This is a genomic window from Flavobacterium arsenatis, assembly GCF_031456785.1.
Classification (GTDB): domain Bacteria; phylum Bacteroidota; class Bacteroidia; order Flavobacteriales; family Flavobacteriaceae; genus Flavobacterium; species Flavobacterium arsenatis.
The window spans coordinates 290337-307282 of sequence record NZ_JAVDVI010000002.1 but is presented as its reverse complement, the minus strand read 5'-3'; the positions used below and the strand labels follow the sequence as shown (position 1 = coordinate 307282).

18 protein-coding genes are annotated in these 16946 nt (G+C 37.6%); 7 read left to right on the top strand and 11 right to left on the bottom strand.

Going from position 1 to position 16946, the window contains the following annotated elements; translation table 11 throughout:
• Positions 1-16: 16 nt before the first annotated feature.
• Positions 17-1117 carry an endonuclease/exonuclease/phosphatase family protein gene (locus J2X31_RS03915; RefSeq protein WP_310024592.1) on the top strand — a complete coding sequence of 367 codons (1101 nt, stop codon included), beginning with the start codon at positions 17-19 and terminating at the stop codon, positions 1115-1117.
• A 200-nt stretch (positions 1118-1317) separates the two neighbouring features.
• Positions 1318-1857, top strand: a complete 540-nt coding sequence (locus J2X31_RS03910; RefSeq protein WP_310024590.1) for a 3-hydroxyanthranilate 3,4-dioxygenase — start codon at positions 1318-1320, stop codon at positions 1855-1857.
• A gap of 60 nt (positions 1858-1917) precedes the next feature.
• Here J2X31_RS03910 and J2X31_RS03905 read toward each other — a convergent pair whose 3' ends face one another.
• Positions 1918-2061 carry a hypothetical protein gene (locus tag J2X31_RS03905; RefSeq protein ID WP_310024588.1) on the bottom strand — a complete coding sequence of 48 codons (144 nt, stop codon included), beginning with the start codon at positions 2059-2061 and terminating at the stop codon, positions 1918-1920.
• A 206-nt stretch (positions 2062-2267) separates the two neighbouring features.
• Here J2X31_RS03905 and amaB point away from each other — a divergent pair, with 206 nt between their 5' ends.
• Positions 2268-3821: an L-piperidine-6-carboxylate dehydrogenase gene (gene amaB / locus J2X31_RS03900; RefSeq protein ID WP_310024585.1), complete on the top strand. Its 1554-nt coding sequence runs from the start codon at positions 2268-2270 to the stop codon at positions 3819-3821.
• A 125-nt stretch (positions 3822-3946) separates the two neighbouring features.
• Here the strand turns inward: amaB and J2X31_RS03895 are convergent, their stop codons facing one another.
• From J2X31_RS03895 to J2X31_RS03870, 6 genes are all read right to left on the bottom strand, one after another.
• Positions 3947-4237, bottom strand: a complete 291-nt coding sequence (locus J2X31_RS03895; protein ID WP_310024582.1) for an Fjoh_0651 family PID-CTERM protein — start codon at positions 4235-4237, stop codon at positions 3947-3949.
• A 241-nt stretch (positions 4238-4478) separates the two neighbouring features.
• Positions 4479-7883: a DUF8818 domain-containing protein gene (locus tag J2X31_RS03890; RefSeq protein ID WP_310024580.1), complete on the bottom strand. Its 3405-nt coding sequence runs from the start codon at positions 7881-7883 to the stop codon at positions 4479-4481.
• Positions 7884-7985: 102 nt separating this feature from the next.
• Positions 7986-8327 carry a type II toxin-antitoxin system PemK/MazF family toxin gene (locus J2X31_RS03885; RefSeq protein WP_310024578.1) on the bottom strand — a complete coding sequence of 114 codons (342 nt, stop codon included), beginning with the start codon at positions 8325-8327 and terminating at the stop codon, positions 7986-7988.
• A complete protein-coding gene (locus tag J2X31_RS03880; protein ID WP_310024575.1) occupies positions 8314-8553 on the bottom strand; it encodes a hypothetical protein in 240 nt (79 codons plus the stop codon). The genes J2X31_RS03885 and J2X31_RS03880 overlap by 14 nt, the downstream gene beginning before the upstream one ends.
• Before the next feature lie 176 nt (positions 8554-8729).
• Positions 8730-9986 (bottom strand): aspartate kinase, encoded by a 1257-nt coding sequence (locus J2X31_RS03875; RefSeq protein ID WP_310024573.1) that lies wholly within the window; start codon positions 9984-9986, stop codon positions 8730-8732.
• Positions 9987-10037: 51 nt separating this feature from the next.
• Complete coding sequence (locus tag J2X31_RS03870) at positions 10038-10517, bottom strand: GNAT family N-acetyltransferase (RefSeq protein WP_310024572.1); 480 nt, start codon at positions 10515-10517, stop codon at positions 10038-10040.
• Positions 10518-10626: 109 nt separating this feature from the next.
• Between J2X31_RS03870 and fbp the strand changes: the two genes are divergently transcribed.
• On the top strand, positions 10627-11646 hold the full coding sequence (fbp, locus tag J2X31_RS03865; protein ID WP_310024692.1) for a class 1 fructose-bisphosphatase: 1020 nt from the start codon (positions 10627-10629) through the stop codon (positions 11644-11646).
• 125 nt (positions 11647-11771) lie between these two features.
• Here fbp and J2X31_RS03860 read toward each other — a convergent pair whose 3' ends face one another.
• On the bottom strand, positions 11772-12203 hold the full coding sequence (locus tag J2X31_RS03860; RefSeq protein WP_310024570.1) for a tellurite resistance TerB family protein: 432 nt from the start codon (positions 12201-12203) through the stop codon (positions 11772-11774).
• A 172-nt stretch (positions 12204-12375) separates the two neighbouring features.
• On the opposite strand from J2X31_RS03860, the gene J2X31_RS03855 reads away from it, so the two are divergent.
• From J2X31_RS03855 to J2X31_RS03845, 3 genes are all read left to right on the top strand, one after another.
• Complete coding sequence (locus tag J2X31_RS03855; protein WP_310024568.1) at positions 12376-12966, top strand: HupE/UreJ family protein; 591 nt, start codon at positions 12376-12378, stop codon at positions 12964-12966.
• Positions 12967-13115: 149 nt separating this feature from the next.
• The gene (locus tag J2X31_RS03850) at positions 13116-13547 is read left to right on the top strand and encodes a deoxycytidylate deaminase (protein WP_310024567.1); all 432 of its coding nucleotides are present in this window, start codon (positions 13116-13118) and stop codon (positions 13545-13547) included.
• Positions 13548-15119 (top strand): S41 family peptidase, encoded by a 1572-nt coding sequence (locus J2X31_RS03845; protein ID WP_310024565.1) that lies wholly within the window; start codon positions 13548-13550, stop codon positions 15117-15119. It begins immediately after the preceding gene.
• 294 nt (positions 15120-15413) lie between these two features.
• On the opposite strand, the gene J2X31_RS03840 is transcribed toward J2X31_RS03845, so the two are convergent.
• The 3 genes from J2X31_RS03840 to J2X31_RS03830 are packed head-to-tail and all read right to left on the bottom strand — an operon-like array spanning position 15414 to position 16841.
• Positions 15414-16022, bottom strand: coding sequence for an FAD-dependent oxidoreductase (locus tag J2X31_RS03840; RefSeq protein WP_310024564.1), 609 nt, complete (start codon positions 16020-16022; stop codon positions 15414-15416).
• A 2-nt stretch (positions 16023-16024) separates the two neighbouring features.
• Entirely contained in the window at positions 16025-16225 is a 201-nt protein-coding gene (locus J2X31_RS03835) for a hypothetical protein (RefSeq protein WP_310024562.1), read from the bottom strand.
• 40 nt (positions 16226-16265) lie between these two features.
• Complete coding sequence (locus tag J2X31_RS03830) at positions 16266-16841, bottom strand: MarC family protein (protein WP_310024560.1); 576 nt, start codon at positions 16839-16841, stop codon at positions 16266-16268.
• Positions 16842-16946: the final 105 nt, after the last annotated feature.

Below are 16946 nucleotides of genomic sequence, written 5' to 3'. Positions count from 1 at the left end.
AATTAATATAGTATATATGAGAATTAAAAATTCAATGGCCGTTTTAATTGTCTTTTTGTCAATGATTACAGCTAATGCACAGGAAAAAAAGTATAAAGTGCATACCATTGCATTTTACAATGTGGAGAATCTTTTTGACACTCTGAAAGGGCCAAATTTTGACGAAGAGTATCTTCCAAGAACAGGATGGACTTCTGCAAAATATAAAAAGAAGCTTAATAATCTTGGAAAAGTGATTCCAGGAATTGGAACAAATGAACAACAAAAGGAATCACCAACAATAATAGGTGTTTGCGAGGTTGAAAATAGAGGAGTATTGGAAGATCTTGTAAAAAATCCTCAACTGGTTAGTAAAGATTATGGAATCGTGCATTTTGATTCGCCAGATGCGAGAGGAATTGACGTTGGATTACTTTATCAGAAAAAGTTTTTTAAACCAACAAGCTATAAAAACATCCCGCTTTACATCTACAAAGATCAATTGAAAGTGGTTAAGAACGACAAATATGATGAAGCGGATGATGTGAAAAAACCAGAAGTTGATCCAACAAGTAAAAGAGTGTACACCCGTGATCAATTATTGGTGACAGGGATTCTCGAAGGCGAAGAAATTCACGTTATAGTAAACCACTGGCCATCACGTTCCGGTGGAGAAAAACGAAGCAGTCCTTATAGAGAAGCTGCTGGAAAACTTAACAGAAAGATAATGGACTCTTTATTCAAGATCAATCCAGATGCAAAAATTATCACTATGGGCGATTTGAATGATGGTGCCTATAATAAAAGTGTTAAAGAAGGAATTGGAGCAAAACTAAAAAAGTCGGAAGTTCAGAAATTCGGAATCTATAATCCTTTTGAACAAATGGCAAACGAAGGTCATGCGAGTTTGTTTTACAGGGATTCAGGCGATATTTTCGATCAGATCATGGTTTCGGAAGCGTTGATTAGAAATGATTATTCGTCACTTCGTTATTGGAAAGCAGGAATCTACAACAAGCAGTTCCTGATCCAAACTTCGGGACAATATAAAGGATACCCGTTGCGAAATTCTTCAAGCGAACCAGGATATAGCGATCACTTTCCGGTTTACATCTATCTGATAAAGGAAATGAAATAAGACATATAATTAAGGTTAGCATCACGCTAGCCTTTTTTATTGGAAAGATTTCCGATACAAATTCCGTCAATTTTCACGAATAAATTTGTGGAAATTGGCGGAATTCGTGTCTAATAATAGTTTCTACGGGTATAAAATCAATTTCAAACTTCCCTTTACTGCTGGTTTATTTTCCGTAAATTAGCTCTAAAATAATAACTATGCCACTTTCAAAACCCTTCAACCTCAATAAATGGATTGATGAAAACCGTCATCTCCTGAAACCGCCCGTTGGCAACAAAAACATCTATGTAGATTCTCAGGACTACATCGTAATGGTGGTTGCCGGACCAAATGCCCGAAAAGACTACCATTACAATGAAACCGAAGAACTGTTCTACCAGCTCGAAGGAACCATAAAAGTAATCGTTCAGGAAAACGGCGAACGAAAGGAAATGGAACTCACGGCTGGCGATATGTATCTGCATCCCGCCAAAACACCACATTCTCCCGTTCGTTCCGAAAATTCTATCGGTTTGGTGATCGAAAGGAAGCGAGCCGGAAAAGGTTTCACCGACGGTTTGCTTTGGTTTTGCGATAACTGCAACCATAAATTGCACGAAGTTTATTTTGAACTACATGATATTGAAAAAGATTTTCTTCCTCATTTTCAGCATTTTTATAATTCAGAACATTTGAGAACTTGCGATAAATGTGGAACCGTGATGGAAACCGACCCTAGATATTCCATCAAGAAATAATTTTTTTCTGGAGCTATTCCAGCTTTCCGTTGCAAGTCCTCAATAAAAAAGCCAGTGTTTTTAAGCCCCAAAAAGAGCTTCCGCTGGTCGCTTTTTTGGAGCAAAAAACACTGGCTTTTTTATTTCCGGGCTTTCCACTGTAATCTGGGCTAGAAGCGTTTCCAAAAGTTCGAATAGTTTCCATCCTAGCCCTGATGGTGCCATTGTTTGAGCTCTTGTCTCGTTCTTAAAACGAGACAAAGCGAGTGGCTCCAGCAGGAATACGGGTTTCCAAAAAGCCCTAAAGTTTCGCTCCTTATACTTACAATTAACAAAAGCTTATTGCCAAAAATGTAATTTCAATTGGCAGGATTAAATCAAAAATCATAACTTCGCAAAAAATAATACAATTTACCTTAAAATAGTTATAAATGGCAACAATAGCAGAACAGTTCGGGATGACCGAAGCCTTGAAACAATTGGGAGTTAAAGAAATAAACGAAGGGACATCAACAGGAAACAATTGGTTCTCTAACGGAGAAGTATTGGAAAGTTTTTCGCCAGTTGACGGGAAATTAATCGGAAAAGTAAAAACTTCTACTCCAGAAGATTACGAAAAAGCAATGCAAACTGCTACCGAAGCTTTCAAGACTTTTCGTGTGATGCCAGCTCCACAAAGAGGTGAAATCGTACGTCAGTTTGGAGAAAAATTACGTCAGAAGAAAGATGCTTTGGGGAAATTGGTTTCGTATGAAATGGGAAAATCGTTGCAGGAAGGTTTGGGAGAAGTTCAGGAAATGATTGATATCTGTGATTTTGCAGTTGGACTTTCGCGTCAGTTGCACGGTTTGACAATGCATTCGGAACGTCCTGGACACAGGATGTACGAACAATATCATCCGTTGGGAGTTGTGGGAATTATTTCGGCATTTAACTTTCCGGTTGCAGTTTGGGCTTGGAATACGGCTTTGGCTTGGATTGCAGGAGACGTTTGCATCTGGAAACCATCTGAAAAAACGCCACTTTGCGGAATTGCCTGTCAAAACATCATTGCCGAAGTGTTGAAGGAAAACAATCTTCCTGAAGGAATTTCTTGCTTGATCAATGGCGATTATAAAATTGGAGAATTGATGACGGCTGATAAAAGAGTGCCATTGGTTTCGGCTACAGGTTCAACCAGAATGGGTAAAATCGTTGCTCAAGCTGTTGCAGGACGTTTAGGAAAATCATTATTGGAGTTGGGAGGAAACAACGCGATCATCGTTACTCCAGATGCTGATATTAAAATGACGGTTATCGGAGCTGTTTTTGGAGCGGTTGGAACTGCTGGACAAAGATGTACTTCTACTCGAAGATTGATCATTCACGATAGTATTTATGACAAGGTAAAAGATGCGATTGTTTCGGCTTACAAGCAATTGAGAATCGGGAATCCTTTGGACCAAAACAATCACGTTGGACCATTAATTGACACTCATGCTGTTGAAATGTACAATAAAGCGTTAGAAAAAGTAGTTGCCGAAGGCGGTAAGATATTGGTTGAAGGTGGCGTTCTTTCTGGCGAAGGTTACGAAAGCGGATGCTATGTGAAACCGGCAATTGCAGAAGCTGATAATAGTTTTGAAATCGTGCAGCATGAAACATTCGCACCAGTTTTATATTTGTTGAAATATTCTGGTGGTGTAGAAAATGCTTTGGATGTTCAGAATGGAGTGGCTCAAGGACTTTCATCTGCGATTATGACCAACAATTTGCGTGAGGCCGAATATTTCCTTTCGGTTCAAGGTTCAGATTGTGGAATTGCCAACGTAAACATCGGAACTTCTGGTGCTGAAATTGGCGGTGCTTTTGGTGGAGAAAAAGAAACCGGAGGAGGAAGAGAATCAGGTTCTGATGCTTGGAAAATCTACATGAGAAGACAAACCAATACAATCAATTATACAACGAGTTTGCCATTGGCACAAGGAATCAAGTTTGATTTGTAACGGAATTAATTTGCTTGATTTTGTCATTTCGACGAAGGAGAAATCTCACTAGATTGCCAAGTATTATGAGATTTCTCCTTCGTCGAAATGACAAAAAGGGCTAAAAATAAAAAAGACAATTTGAATTAATTTTCAAATTGTCTTTTTTTGTTTTTATATACTTTATATACTCCTAGTAATGTTCCAAAAGCAAGTAATAGTAAAATACCTGAATCAATTGGAGCACAGGGACTTTCGCCAGCAGTACATGCATTTGTACAAGCATAATAGTCTGCTTCTTCACTTGGAGTAGGTCCGTCTTGTGGGTTTGCCAAAAGTTCATCACAACACGGGCAAGTATCACCAGGACCTCCAGGTTGGGCAAACCCAACATTAATCCCAAATAAAAACACAAACAGTACAATATATTTCTTCATCTCTGATTTAATAGGCGGTAAAATTAAAAAAAAAAACGCTCAGTCAAAACTTTTTTAGTATTATTATCAAAATGGTAACAAATGTAAAAACCTGTCAATCATTAATTAACAATTAGCTAATAAGTCATTAATAAATGCATATACGGTAAAAATGGGGGTACAGTTTTTCGTAATTCGGGTGTAAAATAATAGATAATTAAGCGAAAAAAAAAATATTTTCTTAAAATTCGTAAATGAAATCCTAAAAAAAGGCTCTTAGCTGAATGTTTCCGGTATGAATGGCCTTGCTCGTTTCGCTTTTTCTTCCCTGATAATTGATGTTAATGTCCAGATATTGGGTTAGGTTTTTTTGAACCAACAAACGCCAAGTGAGGTTTTCGCCAGCCTGGAGTCCTTCGAGCATCTGGAAGGCAACAGGCGACAATACATCTCCAGAAAAATCATTCTGATACAGGGAAATTTCGCCATTCATCGTAAATTGTTTTTGGCTTGCATAAGTAAACGAAGTTCCAAAGCGTTGTTGTTTGAGGGTTTCCGAATCGCCAATCGTGTTTTCCTTGTTTTGAAATTCATAAAACAAATCCCAGCTTGTGCTTTTTGAAAACAAATAGGAAATCTTCGGAGCCAATTGATAGCCTGATAGTTCAAAGTTTTTAGCACCATAATTTTCAGAGAAAAGTGCGGTTTCTATTGTTTTTCCTGCCAAACCAATCAGCCAGCTTTTTTGAAGCAAATGGGCATATTGCAACTGATGCGATTTATTCGTGTTTTCCTGTGAACCAACCGATAGCAAATTCCGAACACGATTGGTCAGATACGTATAGGTAACCGAATGTTTCTGTTTTCCGCGGTTATAGAACAAGCTGTTCCGGAAACTGGAGTTCAATCCCAAAAGGTTTTCATCGTTTGAACTAAATGGATTAAAATCAAATTCACTGCCTTTTCGTTCAATTTTTCGTTCGGTTAAATAGGAAGTCTGATTGTAGAAATAGGACAAAAATTTCCTGAAGCCTTTTTCATTTTGCCATTGGGTTGGATTCAAAGTAACGGATTGCGAAAACTTATTCTGATGCGTCTTCAAAAACACCTGATTCGGCAAATAGATTCGGATGTATTTTGCCTGATCGGGAAACGGAGCAATTTCAAACTCCTCCAATTCCTGGGTTCCGTTGTTGTTATAATCGTTCCAAGTATAAACGCCTTGTCCTGGTTCTACTTCAAGATACGAAAATTCCTGTTGGGCAATCCGTCCGGAAGTGGTTTCATAAGCCGTTGTAAGTTGAATCAATTGATTGAAAAATCGGGTGTTGTAAAGCAATCTCGAATTCAGCGAAGGTTCGTCTTCACGGGTTTTATCTTCATATTTTAATTTTCGATAATTGACAAATATGGACAAATCGGTCTTGTCATTCTGAATCAGTTTTGATTTCAGATAATAGGAATTCGAGGTGTTCACGCGTTTCAGAAAACCATTCTGCAAACTGTCGTTGGTTCGGTTCAAATAGCCCAATTCAACATATACTTTCGTAGAATCGCCCCTTCCGATGAAAGCTCCATATTCCGTAAATTTTTGGCTTAAAGCCGAAAAAGAATTCGTCGCCTTTATTTTTTCCTGATTGTCTTCGAGTCGTAATGTCGCACCAACCCAGTTTTTATCAAAATGATAACGTGCCTGTGTTTGATTGCGAAGAAATTTCGAAGTAGAAAGTGTTCCGTCGCTTTGCAGATAACTTCCGTTGTTCTGGAAGCTCCAGTTTTTCAACTTGAAATTCCCGTTGATGACGTGGCGGTTGCCCGAAAAACTATCCGAGAAATCGAGTTTTTCAAACTGATACGTCAATTGTCCTTTTTCTGGCAGGATGAAGGAAGCTCCTGAAATCAGCAAACTTTGGTCGCCCGTTGGGTTGGTCAAATTCCAATCACGGTCAAATTCTATGGTAAACAAACGTTCGATGGTCTTGAAATTTTTCTGAACAAATTGATAATTCGCGAAAGCATCAATCTGCCATTTTTTAGAAAGCAGACGTTGCTTGACGTTGATTTTTCCTGCCAAACCTTGATTGTCGTCATCATTAATTGAGGAAAATAAATTCTGGTCGTTGTTGCTCAAGCCAATTTCAAAATCAATATTCGTTTTTTCAGATGGATTGTATTTTCCTAAAACCGTAGCAATCTGGATTTTTGTTGGCGGAACCAATCGGCTTATGGGTTCATAATCGCCTCGCGGAACGCCGTTTTCGGGAGCTATATATTCATAAATTCTTCCTGTTCCCGTAACCGATTTCAGTTGATAATTTCCCATATTCCCTCCAACGAGCGAAAATCTAACATTGTATAATTCTTCGTCGGGATTGGTTGAAGCTTCAAAAATTTCTACACCATTGAAAAAAGTCTTTCTATAAAGAATTTTGTTCTCGGAATAGGAATCGATATAAGCCGATGGAGCGGTCATCAAATCCGGATTATCGCCAGCTTCTGCCAAAATCTGGGCTTGTTCTGGAGATAAATTTTGTTGCAAAGGCTGATTCTTTACATCATTTTCAGAATATAAAAATCCACCGATGCTCCAACTTTTCCTTTCATGCATCGCTCCAGCATAAGTCACAAATCGGGTATAATTTCGATCAGAATATTGGTATTCGATGTTGATTCGCATCTCGGAAGTAATCGGGAAAAGCGATGTGAAGATGATTTCTCCAGCATTATAATCGATGATATAATCGTTGTTTTCGCCACGTTTCAGCAAAATTCCGTTCACATAAACCCTTTCGGAACCTGAGATCACGAGGATAAACAATTCGCCATTCGGTCCACGAAGTTTATAAGGCCCTTGATTTCCTTCCTGACCGACAAACGTACTTTTGGCATATTGGCCCCGAACCAAAGCCGCCGAGGCGAAAACATTGGTCTTGGCTTCTTCATCTCCAAAAGTAAAATTAGCCGACAAACCCTGTACTTTTTTATTGAAATTCAAGAACTTCGATTGTCGGTTTTCTAGAAATAAATCTCCAGCTCGAATACTCCATTTGTCGCTGAAAAGCTCAATAAAAATCTGGTCGAATTCATCCAGTTTTTGAGAATATCCGCCTTCCTGCAACGGAATATTGGTGTCTTGAATGGAAGCCCTCAAACTGACCTTATCGGAAATTTTTCCTGTAATCTGTAAATCCAAAGCCGAATTCACAACCGCATTCTGATTGTTTCCAATCGTAACGCCACGGGTGATGCTTCCGGAAGTATTCAAACCATCAAAAGGAACAAATCGCTTGGATGGATCTTGCGAAACCTTATACAATCCGCCAGAAGCATTGTTGCTTACGACACGGCTTTTGTCGTAAATGCTGTATTCTTTGGTGAGATAATCGGGGAGTTTAAAAAAACGGACAATTAAAGTGTCAGAAGCTGTATAATTTTCATTGAAAACCAGAGTCCCCTTCTGAAAGTTTATTCTATAAAAGGAACTGTCAACGGCAATCCCGGCTTGGTCAATCACTTTAAAAAAACTCGGATTGATGCTAACGCTGTCCAATTTTATGGTGTCACGCGAAGGAAGAATCTTTTTTGTCTTGTAGGGCGAATTGATTTCCTGGGCATTCAAGCCCGAAAAGAAACCGATTGCAAGACAAAAAAGAAGTTTTTTAAGCATAGATAGATAACTCTAAAACCTCAAAAGTAGTATTTAAAATTCTAAAATTAACTTTGCTCTTTTTTTGCTGGTAAACCGAAAAATGGATGAGGGAATTTTGAATTATTCTAAATCCATCATTATAGAAAGGTTCTCTTTTATCTTTTCAATAAGATGGAGCGGAACGTTTCCTACTTTTTTGATTAATCTTTTATTGTCGATTGCTCGAATTTGGTCCATCATGACATCACAATCCTCGTTTAAATTTGCCATGCCTTTTTTGAGATGAACCCTCAAGATATCCGAATCACTTTGAATATTTGTGGTAATTGGGCAAACTATTGTGGATGGATGCGGAATTTTATTTAATAGATTCGTTTGAACCACTAAAACAGGTCTTGTTTTTCCAGCTTCAGTTCCAATTTGCGGATTCAAATCGGCTATCCAAATTTCATATTGATTCATCTGCATAGTCAATTTTTTCGAATTCTTTTAAGATTTGGATTGAATCGTCTTTAACCAATGCAGATTCTTCTTTTAGTTTTTGCTCTAAAAGTTGTCTTTTTTTTAATTTATTATAGCACTCAATCGCTTCGTTGATGTATCTATTTCTTGGGATGCTCATTTTGGACAAAATTTTTTCGGTTTCTCCAAATATCGAATCATCAATTTTCAGTGAGACTGTTTTCATTTGTATGAATTTATATATCACAAAGGTATATATTTTTTGTATATACAAAAACAAATAAAAGAACATTTTCCCATTTAAGAAATCACTGGGAATATATGGATAAAATAAAAAACACCTATTTTCAATTCATATTGCTATAAATTGGAATAGGTGTTTATTAATGTAAGTTGAAGTTTTTATACTTCCTTCGTCACAATTTGCATCGTCTCGCGACTCACCTGCTTCAAAAGAACCTCTTTGTTTTTTTCTACCATCTGCGAAGCTTTTTCATCAAAATGGCGGATGGTGTAGAGCGAAACATTCTCGTTATAGGAAACTTGGAATTTTTTAGAAAGTATGTTTTTTAGCTCATTGAAATTGCCAAATTTATCTTCAATACAAACCGAAAAACTGATGGCAGAATTCTGAATCAAGCTTACCTTCATTTTATATTTGTGGAACAATCCGAAGATTTCACTGATGTTTTCTTCCATAATAAAATCAAAATTGATAGACGAAAGCGAAACCAGCAATTGATTTTTCTTGATAATAAAACACGGCAAATGTGGCTCAAGATCGGCTCCCTTACTCACGCTTGTTCCAGGCAGGACAGGGTTTATGAATGATTTTACAAACAAAGGAATTTCCTTTCTTCTCAAGGGTTGTAAGGTTTTCGGGTGGATAACCGTTGCACCATAAAATGCCAACTCGATTGCTTCACGATAGGAAATTTGATTCAATAAGGTTGCATTTTCAAAAAATCTCGGATCTGCATTCATCACTCCGGGAACGTCTTTCCAGATGGTTACGCTTTCGGCATTCAAGCAATAGGCAAAAATGGCTGCAGTATAATCGGAACCTTCACGGCCTAAAGTGGTTGTAAAATTATTTTCATCTGAACCCAAAAATCCTTGCGTAACATTCAGCACTTTTCGCTTTACATTTTTGGAGATGTTTTGCTGTGTCAAATCCCAATCTACTCCTGCATCACGATAATTACTGTCGGTTTTGATGAAATCGCGAACATCAATCCAATTGGTTTTGATGTCTTTGTAATTCATATAATGACTCAAAATGGTGGTCGAAATCAATTCTCCGAAACTCACGATTTGATCGTAAACAAAGTTGTAGTTGGGCGATTTGTTATGGTTTAGGAAATATTCCAATTCGGCAAAAAGAGTTGTCACGTTTTTAAATACAACGTGCTTCTCCTCTTCAAAAAGATCCATCAGGATTTCGTTGTGGTACTTCTTGACTTCCTGAACAGAAGCCTGCAATTCCTTCGACTTGTCGAAATAATTCTTGATCACCACTTCGAGTGCATTGGTGGTTTTTCCCATTGCTGAAACCACTAGCAACACATCTTCATAACCCACTTTTTGAAGAACGTCATAAACGTTTCTTACTCCGGCTGCATCTTTTACAGAAGCGCCTCCAAATTTGAATACTCTCATTTTTAGATTTTAGATTTTAGATTTAGGATTTAGGATTTCCTGAATCTGGATTTATTTGGTATTTAGATTGTTGAATTCTTCAATTCCCTTTTCGTCCATTTGAACCACGCGCCAAGTTTCGAGCAATTTGGCTCCCGATTTTTCATAGAAATCTATTGCAGGTGTGTTCCAGTCGAGGACATTCCATTCTACTCGTTTCACATTGTCTGATTTTCCTTGCTTCAGGATTTCTGAATATAGGGCAAAGCCGATGCCTTTTCCTCGCATTTTCTCGTTTACGATCAAATCTTCGAGATGGATGGTCTTTCCCTTCCAAGTAGAATAACGGTAATAATAGAGTGCAACGCCAACAATTTCAGCCTCAACTTCGGCAACAAAAGTGTAGAATAAAGGATTTTCTGAAAAACCATCGCGTTCTAAATCATCAACCGTAACCACAACTGCATCAGGTTCTTTCTCAAAAACTGCCAGTTCTTTTATCAGATTTAAAACCGAAGACATATCTTCCTTCGTGCCTTTTCGAATGTTCATGGGAAATAATTTCGGCAAATATACAATTCTGTGAAACTATCCAATAAAAAGGCTTCCATTTTCACAAAAAAACCGATATTTGTACCTCTTTAACTACAACGATTTCGCAATGGAAGAACGCAACAAGACTTTAGGTGAATTTATCATCGAAAAACAAAAAGACCATCAGTATTCATCTGGAGAATTATCCAAAATTATCAACTCTATCCGATTGGCGGCGAAAGTGGTCAACTATAAGGTAAACAAAGCCGGATTGGTTGATATAATTGGTGCTGCAGGAGAACAGAACATCCAAGGCGAAGATCAGCAAAAACTCGATGTCTATGCTAACGAGGTTTTCATCCAGACACTCATCAATAGGGAAATTGTCTGCGGAATTGCCTCCGAAGAAAACGATGATTTTATTACTGTTGAAGGCTTGGACAGCGGTCATAATAATAAATATGTGGTCTTGATGGATCCGCTTGACGGTTCATCAAACATTGATGTAAACGTTTCTGTGGGAACTATTTTTTCGGTTTATAAAAGGATAACACCAATTGGAACTCCGGTTACGTTGGAGGATTTTCTTCAACCGGGAACGGCTCAAGTTGCGGCAGGTTATGTGATTTACGGAACATCAACAATGCTGGTTTACACAACCGGACACGGCGTGAACGGATTTACGTTGAATCCTGCAATTGGGACATTCTATCTTTCGCATCCGAATATGAAATTCAGGGAAGACGGAAATATCTACTCCATCAACGAAGGGAATTACATCCATTTTCCGCAAGGTGTTAAGGATTACATCAAATATTGCCAAACGGAAGAAGGCGACCGACCTTATACTTCAAGATACATCGGAAGCTTGGTCTCCGACATCCATAGAAATATGATTAAAGGCGGAATTTATATTTATCCAACAAGTTCAAAAGCACAAAAAGGGAAATTGCGTTTGTTGTACGAATGTAACCCGGTGGCTTTTGTGGTAGAACAGGCCGGAGGAAAAGCTTCTGACGGCTTTGGAAGAATTATGGAAATTCAACCAACGGAATTGCATCAACGCGTGCCGTTTTTCTGCGGAAGCTTGAATATGGTAGAAAAGGCTGAAGATTTTATGATGAAGGCTAAACTTAGCAAATACTAATTTTACAAAAAGAAAAACCATTAAGGTATTAAGAAAATTAAGCATGGCTTAATAAACTTAATACCTTAATGGTTTAAATCATAAAAATTAGTGTGTGAAAGTCTTTCGTCTTTCTTCTCTTTTTCTTATTTATTCATGTGTTGCATCTCAAAAAGGAACGTATCCAAATCAACATTCAAGACCAACAAAGACAAAGCCTTATCCACAATATACTGAACGTTTCCAGGTGTGAAACCCAAAGCCAATGCAAAACGTGTCAAGATTTCTTTTTGTTTTGGTCCCAAAACGTGATCTGCATAAACCATTCTCGACAAATCATACAAACGCTCCAACCTTTGAGTATGCAAGTACGGAGGATTAATTGGGTATTTCAAAGGATTTTCAAGAATCTCTTTATATTCTTCATCAGATATTTCCAATTGGTGTGCAAGTTTATCAAGAAACAATCTTTCCTCTTCGCTCAAGTGTCCGTTTTCCATTGCAACCCTCACAATAGAAGAAAAGTGACCTTTATTTCTGTTCTTAAATCCGCTATCAAATAATTCTGCAAATGACATAATTCATGTTTTAAATATCTTGCAAATATAATTCTATTTCAAAAATTTTTATCAGTAAAGTTCAAAAGTTTTAGCACTAAAAACAAATCATTGCCTTATAACAGTAAGAATTCATTATTCCCGAAATAAATTGTAAGTTTGACTTCCCCAAAAACGTTTAAAATTATTTACCATGTCAGAATTTTTGATATATCTCGAAATAGGCCTGCGACACGTTCTGGACATCAATGCCTACGACCACATCCTTTTTCTCGTAGCGTTAACCGTTCCGTATGCCTTCAAGGATTGGAAAAAAGTATTGATCCTCGTTTCCGTTTTCACCCTCGGACACACCTTGGCCTTGTTCCTTTCCGTTTTCGAAATCGTAACCATAAAAGCAAGTCTGGTCGAATTCCTCATTCCAATAACCATTTTTTGCACAGCCGTTTACAACCTTTTTACAGCAGGAAAATCTGCCAAAAAGGAAAATATCAGCGTCACAGGATTCATCACCTTATTCTTTGGAATCATCCACGGACTCGGATTTTCTAATTACTTCAAATCCATACTAGGAGGTTCAGCCGGAGATAAGATGTTACCGCTGTTGGAATTTGCACTCGGAATCGAATTGGCCCAAATTATTGTCGTGCTAATCGTCCTGATCATATCGTTTATCGTCCAGAATTTCTTCCGAAACTCAAAACGCGACTGGATTCTCATCGTTTCATCCATTATCATAGGAGTAATAATTCCGATGTTAATAGAAAGCGAAATTTGGAAATAATAGCTTTTGGAGCGAAACGTTTGCGTATTTTTGTAGGCCATTTTCCTGCTGTCCGTTACAATCTTTTTGTTCTGAACCCCAGAACAAAAAGGATTTCCACTACCATCAGGGCTAAAAGGGAAACCATTTGAATTTTTGTAAACTAAGTAATGAACGAGAACAAACGAAATAAATACGACAAGGCCTATCTCCGAATTGCAAAAGAATGGAGCCTTTTGTCCTACTGCCAACGAAAAAAAGTCGGAGCCATCATCGTAAAAGACCGAATGATAATTTCTGACGGCTATAACGGAACGCCAACGGGTTTTGACAACTGCTGTGAAGACGGAAACAATCTAACACATTGGCACGTGCTTCATGCCGAAGCAAACGCCATCTTGAAAGTAGCACGTTCTACACAATCTTGTGAAGGAGCGAGTTTATACATCACACTTTCGCCATGCAAGGAATGTAGTAAGCTTATCCACCAATCCGGAATAAAAAGAGTAGTCTATCAAAACGGCTACAAGGACGATTCTGGAATTCAATTTTTAATCAAAGCTGGGGTTGACGTGGTTCACATCCCTGATTCAGAAATTTAAATGAAAAGCAACAAAAAATATTTCCCCATACTATTTTTTGCAACCTTGGCAGTTGGTGTTGTTCTTGGAACAATGCTCAATTTTCCCGTTCCCGGAAATTTCTCAACCGCCAACAATCATAAAAACAAACTCAACAAGCTCATTGATTTTATCGATGCGGAATATGTTGACAGTGTCAATACCGATTCAATTGTCGATCTAACCGTCAACAATATTCTCGAAAAGCTCGACCCGCATTCGGTTTACATCGCTCCTGAAGAAATGGAAGGCGTTTCCCAAAGTATGAAAGGCGATTTTGTTGGCATCGGTATCAATTTCTATATGGTTGGCGATACTATTGCTGTTGTCAAACCAGTAGAAAATGGTCCTTCGGAAAAAGCAGGAATCCAAGCTGGCGACCGAATTTTATTTGCCGGAAAAGACAAACTCTTCGGCAGAAAAATACATCTGGATACCTTGTTTTCAAAACTAAAAGGAAACGTAGGTTCTGAAATTCAACTGACGATATACAGAAAAATACAGGACAAGAAATTCAACGTAACCGTAAAACGTGACATTGTTCCCATAAAAAGTGTCGATGTGGCTTTGATGCTCAACAAAACGACAGGTTATATCAAAATCAATCGTTTTGCCGAAACCACTTATGATGAATTCAAGAAAGGTTTGCTTTCGCTTAAAAAGCAAGGAGCAAAAGCATTGGTTATTGATGTTCGCGACAACGGAGGAGGGTATCTTGAAAAAGCTGTGGAAATTGCCGATGATTTCTTGAAAAAAGACCAACTGATTGTTTTTACAAAAAACAAAAAAGGCAGAACCGACAAGACTTTTGCTTCCGAAAAAGGAATTTTCGAAACAGGAAATGTTTTTGTTTTGATTAATGAAAATTCAGCTTCAGCCAGTGAAATTCTAGCAGGAGCTCTTCAAGATAATGACCGAGCTACAATTGTCGGAAGGCGTTCGTTCGGGAAAGGATTGGTGCAACGTGAGATGAATTTCGGAGACGGTTCAGCCGTTCGATTGACAGTTGCCCGGTATTTCACGCCAACAGGCCGTTCCATCCAAAAATCATACAAGGAAGGAAACGAAGATTATTTCAAGGAATTCGGACATCGTTTTGAAACAGGAGAATTGTATTCAAAAGACAGCATCAAAATCGCCGATACCCTAAAATTCAAAACACCAAAAGGTAAAATTGTGTATGGCGGCGGCGGAATCGTTCCGGATATTTTTGTGCCTCTTGAAGTAGAACACGGACAGGAAAGCATCGCCTATATTATGCAATCGCCAATGGTGGGAAATTTTGTTTTCGAACAATTGGATAAAGACAGAAAATCGTTCAAAGGACTTACATTGGAGCAGTTGCTGGCCAAAATGGAAAAGACCGATTTATACTTTAATAATTTCAAAACGTATCTCAAGAAAAATGAAATAGAGTTGAGTTTGGATAAAAACAAGGAATTGGTAAAAAGATACATTACTGCAGAATTTGCTGGACAGCTTTTCGGTGAAGAGAAATATTTTGAAATCATCCTGAACCAAGACGTAATGATAAAGGCGGTTTTGAAGAAATAAAGTTATGAGTTAGTTGATTTTAAAATCGAACGAATCATTACCCCAAAAAAGAAAATTCAGTTGAGTTACAAGATCAAGAGTAAGCCCGTAGGGCTGAAATTATTATAGAATGGTTGTTGGTAAATCATCAAAACCCCGTAGGGGTGGATTTTATAAATAATAATAATGTCATCCCTACGGGATTTTACATATTATTCGTGAAATTGCTATAATAATTTCAGCCCTACGGGCTTTCTATTGTAGAAATTGAATTAATGTGAAGGATTGTTTTTAAATTTTTATAAAAAAACAATCTTATTTCTTAGTACTATCGTGAGCTTGAGAATGAATTCCGTTATTCCACAACGTCAAAATATCGGTGGCAACCGATGCGCCACTACCTGAGGCGATAGAAAGTTGGCTTCTCCAACCGGCTAAAGTTCCTGCAACATAAATTCCGTCGGCAACTTTATGGTCGATGTTCTTTAATTGAATTCGGTTTTTCTCTGGAATAGCCTTTCTGTGAGGTTCTACATATTGCATCAAGCCTTCAATTGCAAAGGTATTCGAAGCATTGATGGCTACAACAATATTTTGTGTACGGTAGGATTTTTTATTGGTTACAACCAAAAAATCAGGATATTCACCTTCAATTTTGAGTACTTTTTCGTTAGGAATTTGATGGATATGAGGATAAGCTTCTGATAGATGTTCAAGACTTTCGGTCAATAATTCGGAACCTAATTTTCCTACCGGAATTCCGTAGGCATTATTGAATAAGGCTTCTTGAAGATTAGAACTTTTTTGATGGGTAAAGATTCCGATTTTTTTCTCACTTGCAAAAGGTTTTTTGTAGGCAGAGCCTAAAATCAAGGCACAGGAAATTCCCGAAACACCACCACCAATGATTAAAACATCAAACATTTTTAATTGCCTTTTGTTTTTTCTTCAATCATTTTCGACATTCTGAAGATAAGAAGAATAAAAACTGCACAAAATGAAGCTGCAATTCCTATCAATCCAACCAAACTATCTCCTGTGAACAAGCTGTTAAAGTCAAGTAGTGTGATGTTGAAAACAATTAGGGCAAGGGCCAAAACTATTAATATGGAAGTGAAAATTTTCATTTATAATATTTTATAGAGAGTGAAATTAGTTTTTTTTAGCCTAAATGAATAGTGCTTTAACATTAGAAGCAAATAATTTAACAGCAATCGCTAAAAGGACTACACCAAAGGTTTTTCGGATCACGCCTAAACCATTCTTACCCAGCATTTTCTCTATTTTTGAAGACGATTTCAAAACGGCATATACCAAGATGATGTTCAAAAGAATTCCGATGATGATGTTCACGGTTTGAAACTGGGCTCTCAAAGACAATAAAGTAGTCATTGTTCCTGCTCCAGCAATCAGCGGAAAAGCAATCGGGACAATAGAAGCCGAACCCGCTTCTTCATCTTTATAAATTCTGATGCCGAGAATCATTTCTAAAGCAAGAAAAAACAACACGAATGATCCTGCAACTGCAAATGAATTCACATCGATGCCAATAAGGTTAAGGATTTCTTCTCCAACAAAAAGAAAAACAATCATGATGATTCCGGCTACAAGCGAAGCTTTTTCGGACTCGATTTGACCGTGTTTTGATCTTAAATCAATGATGATGGGAATGCTTCCGATGATGTCGATTACCGCGAATAATACCATTCCAACAGTAATCATTTCTTTGAAATCAAAATTCATAAAAAGAGGGGTTTTTTCAGACCGCAAAAGTATTTTATTTTGTAGAGAAGATTGCCAACTATTAGTTAATTTTTAGTCATGTTTAAAGGTTGAAAATGAGTGCTT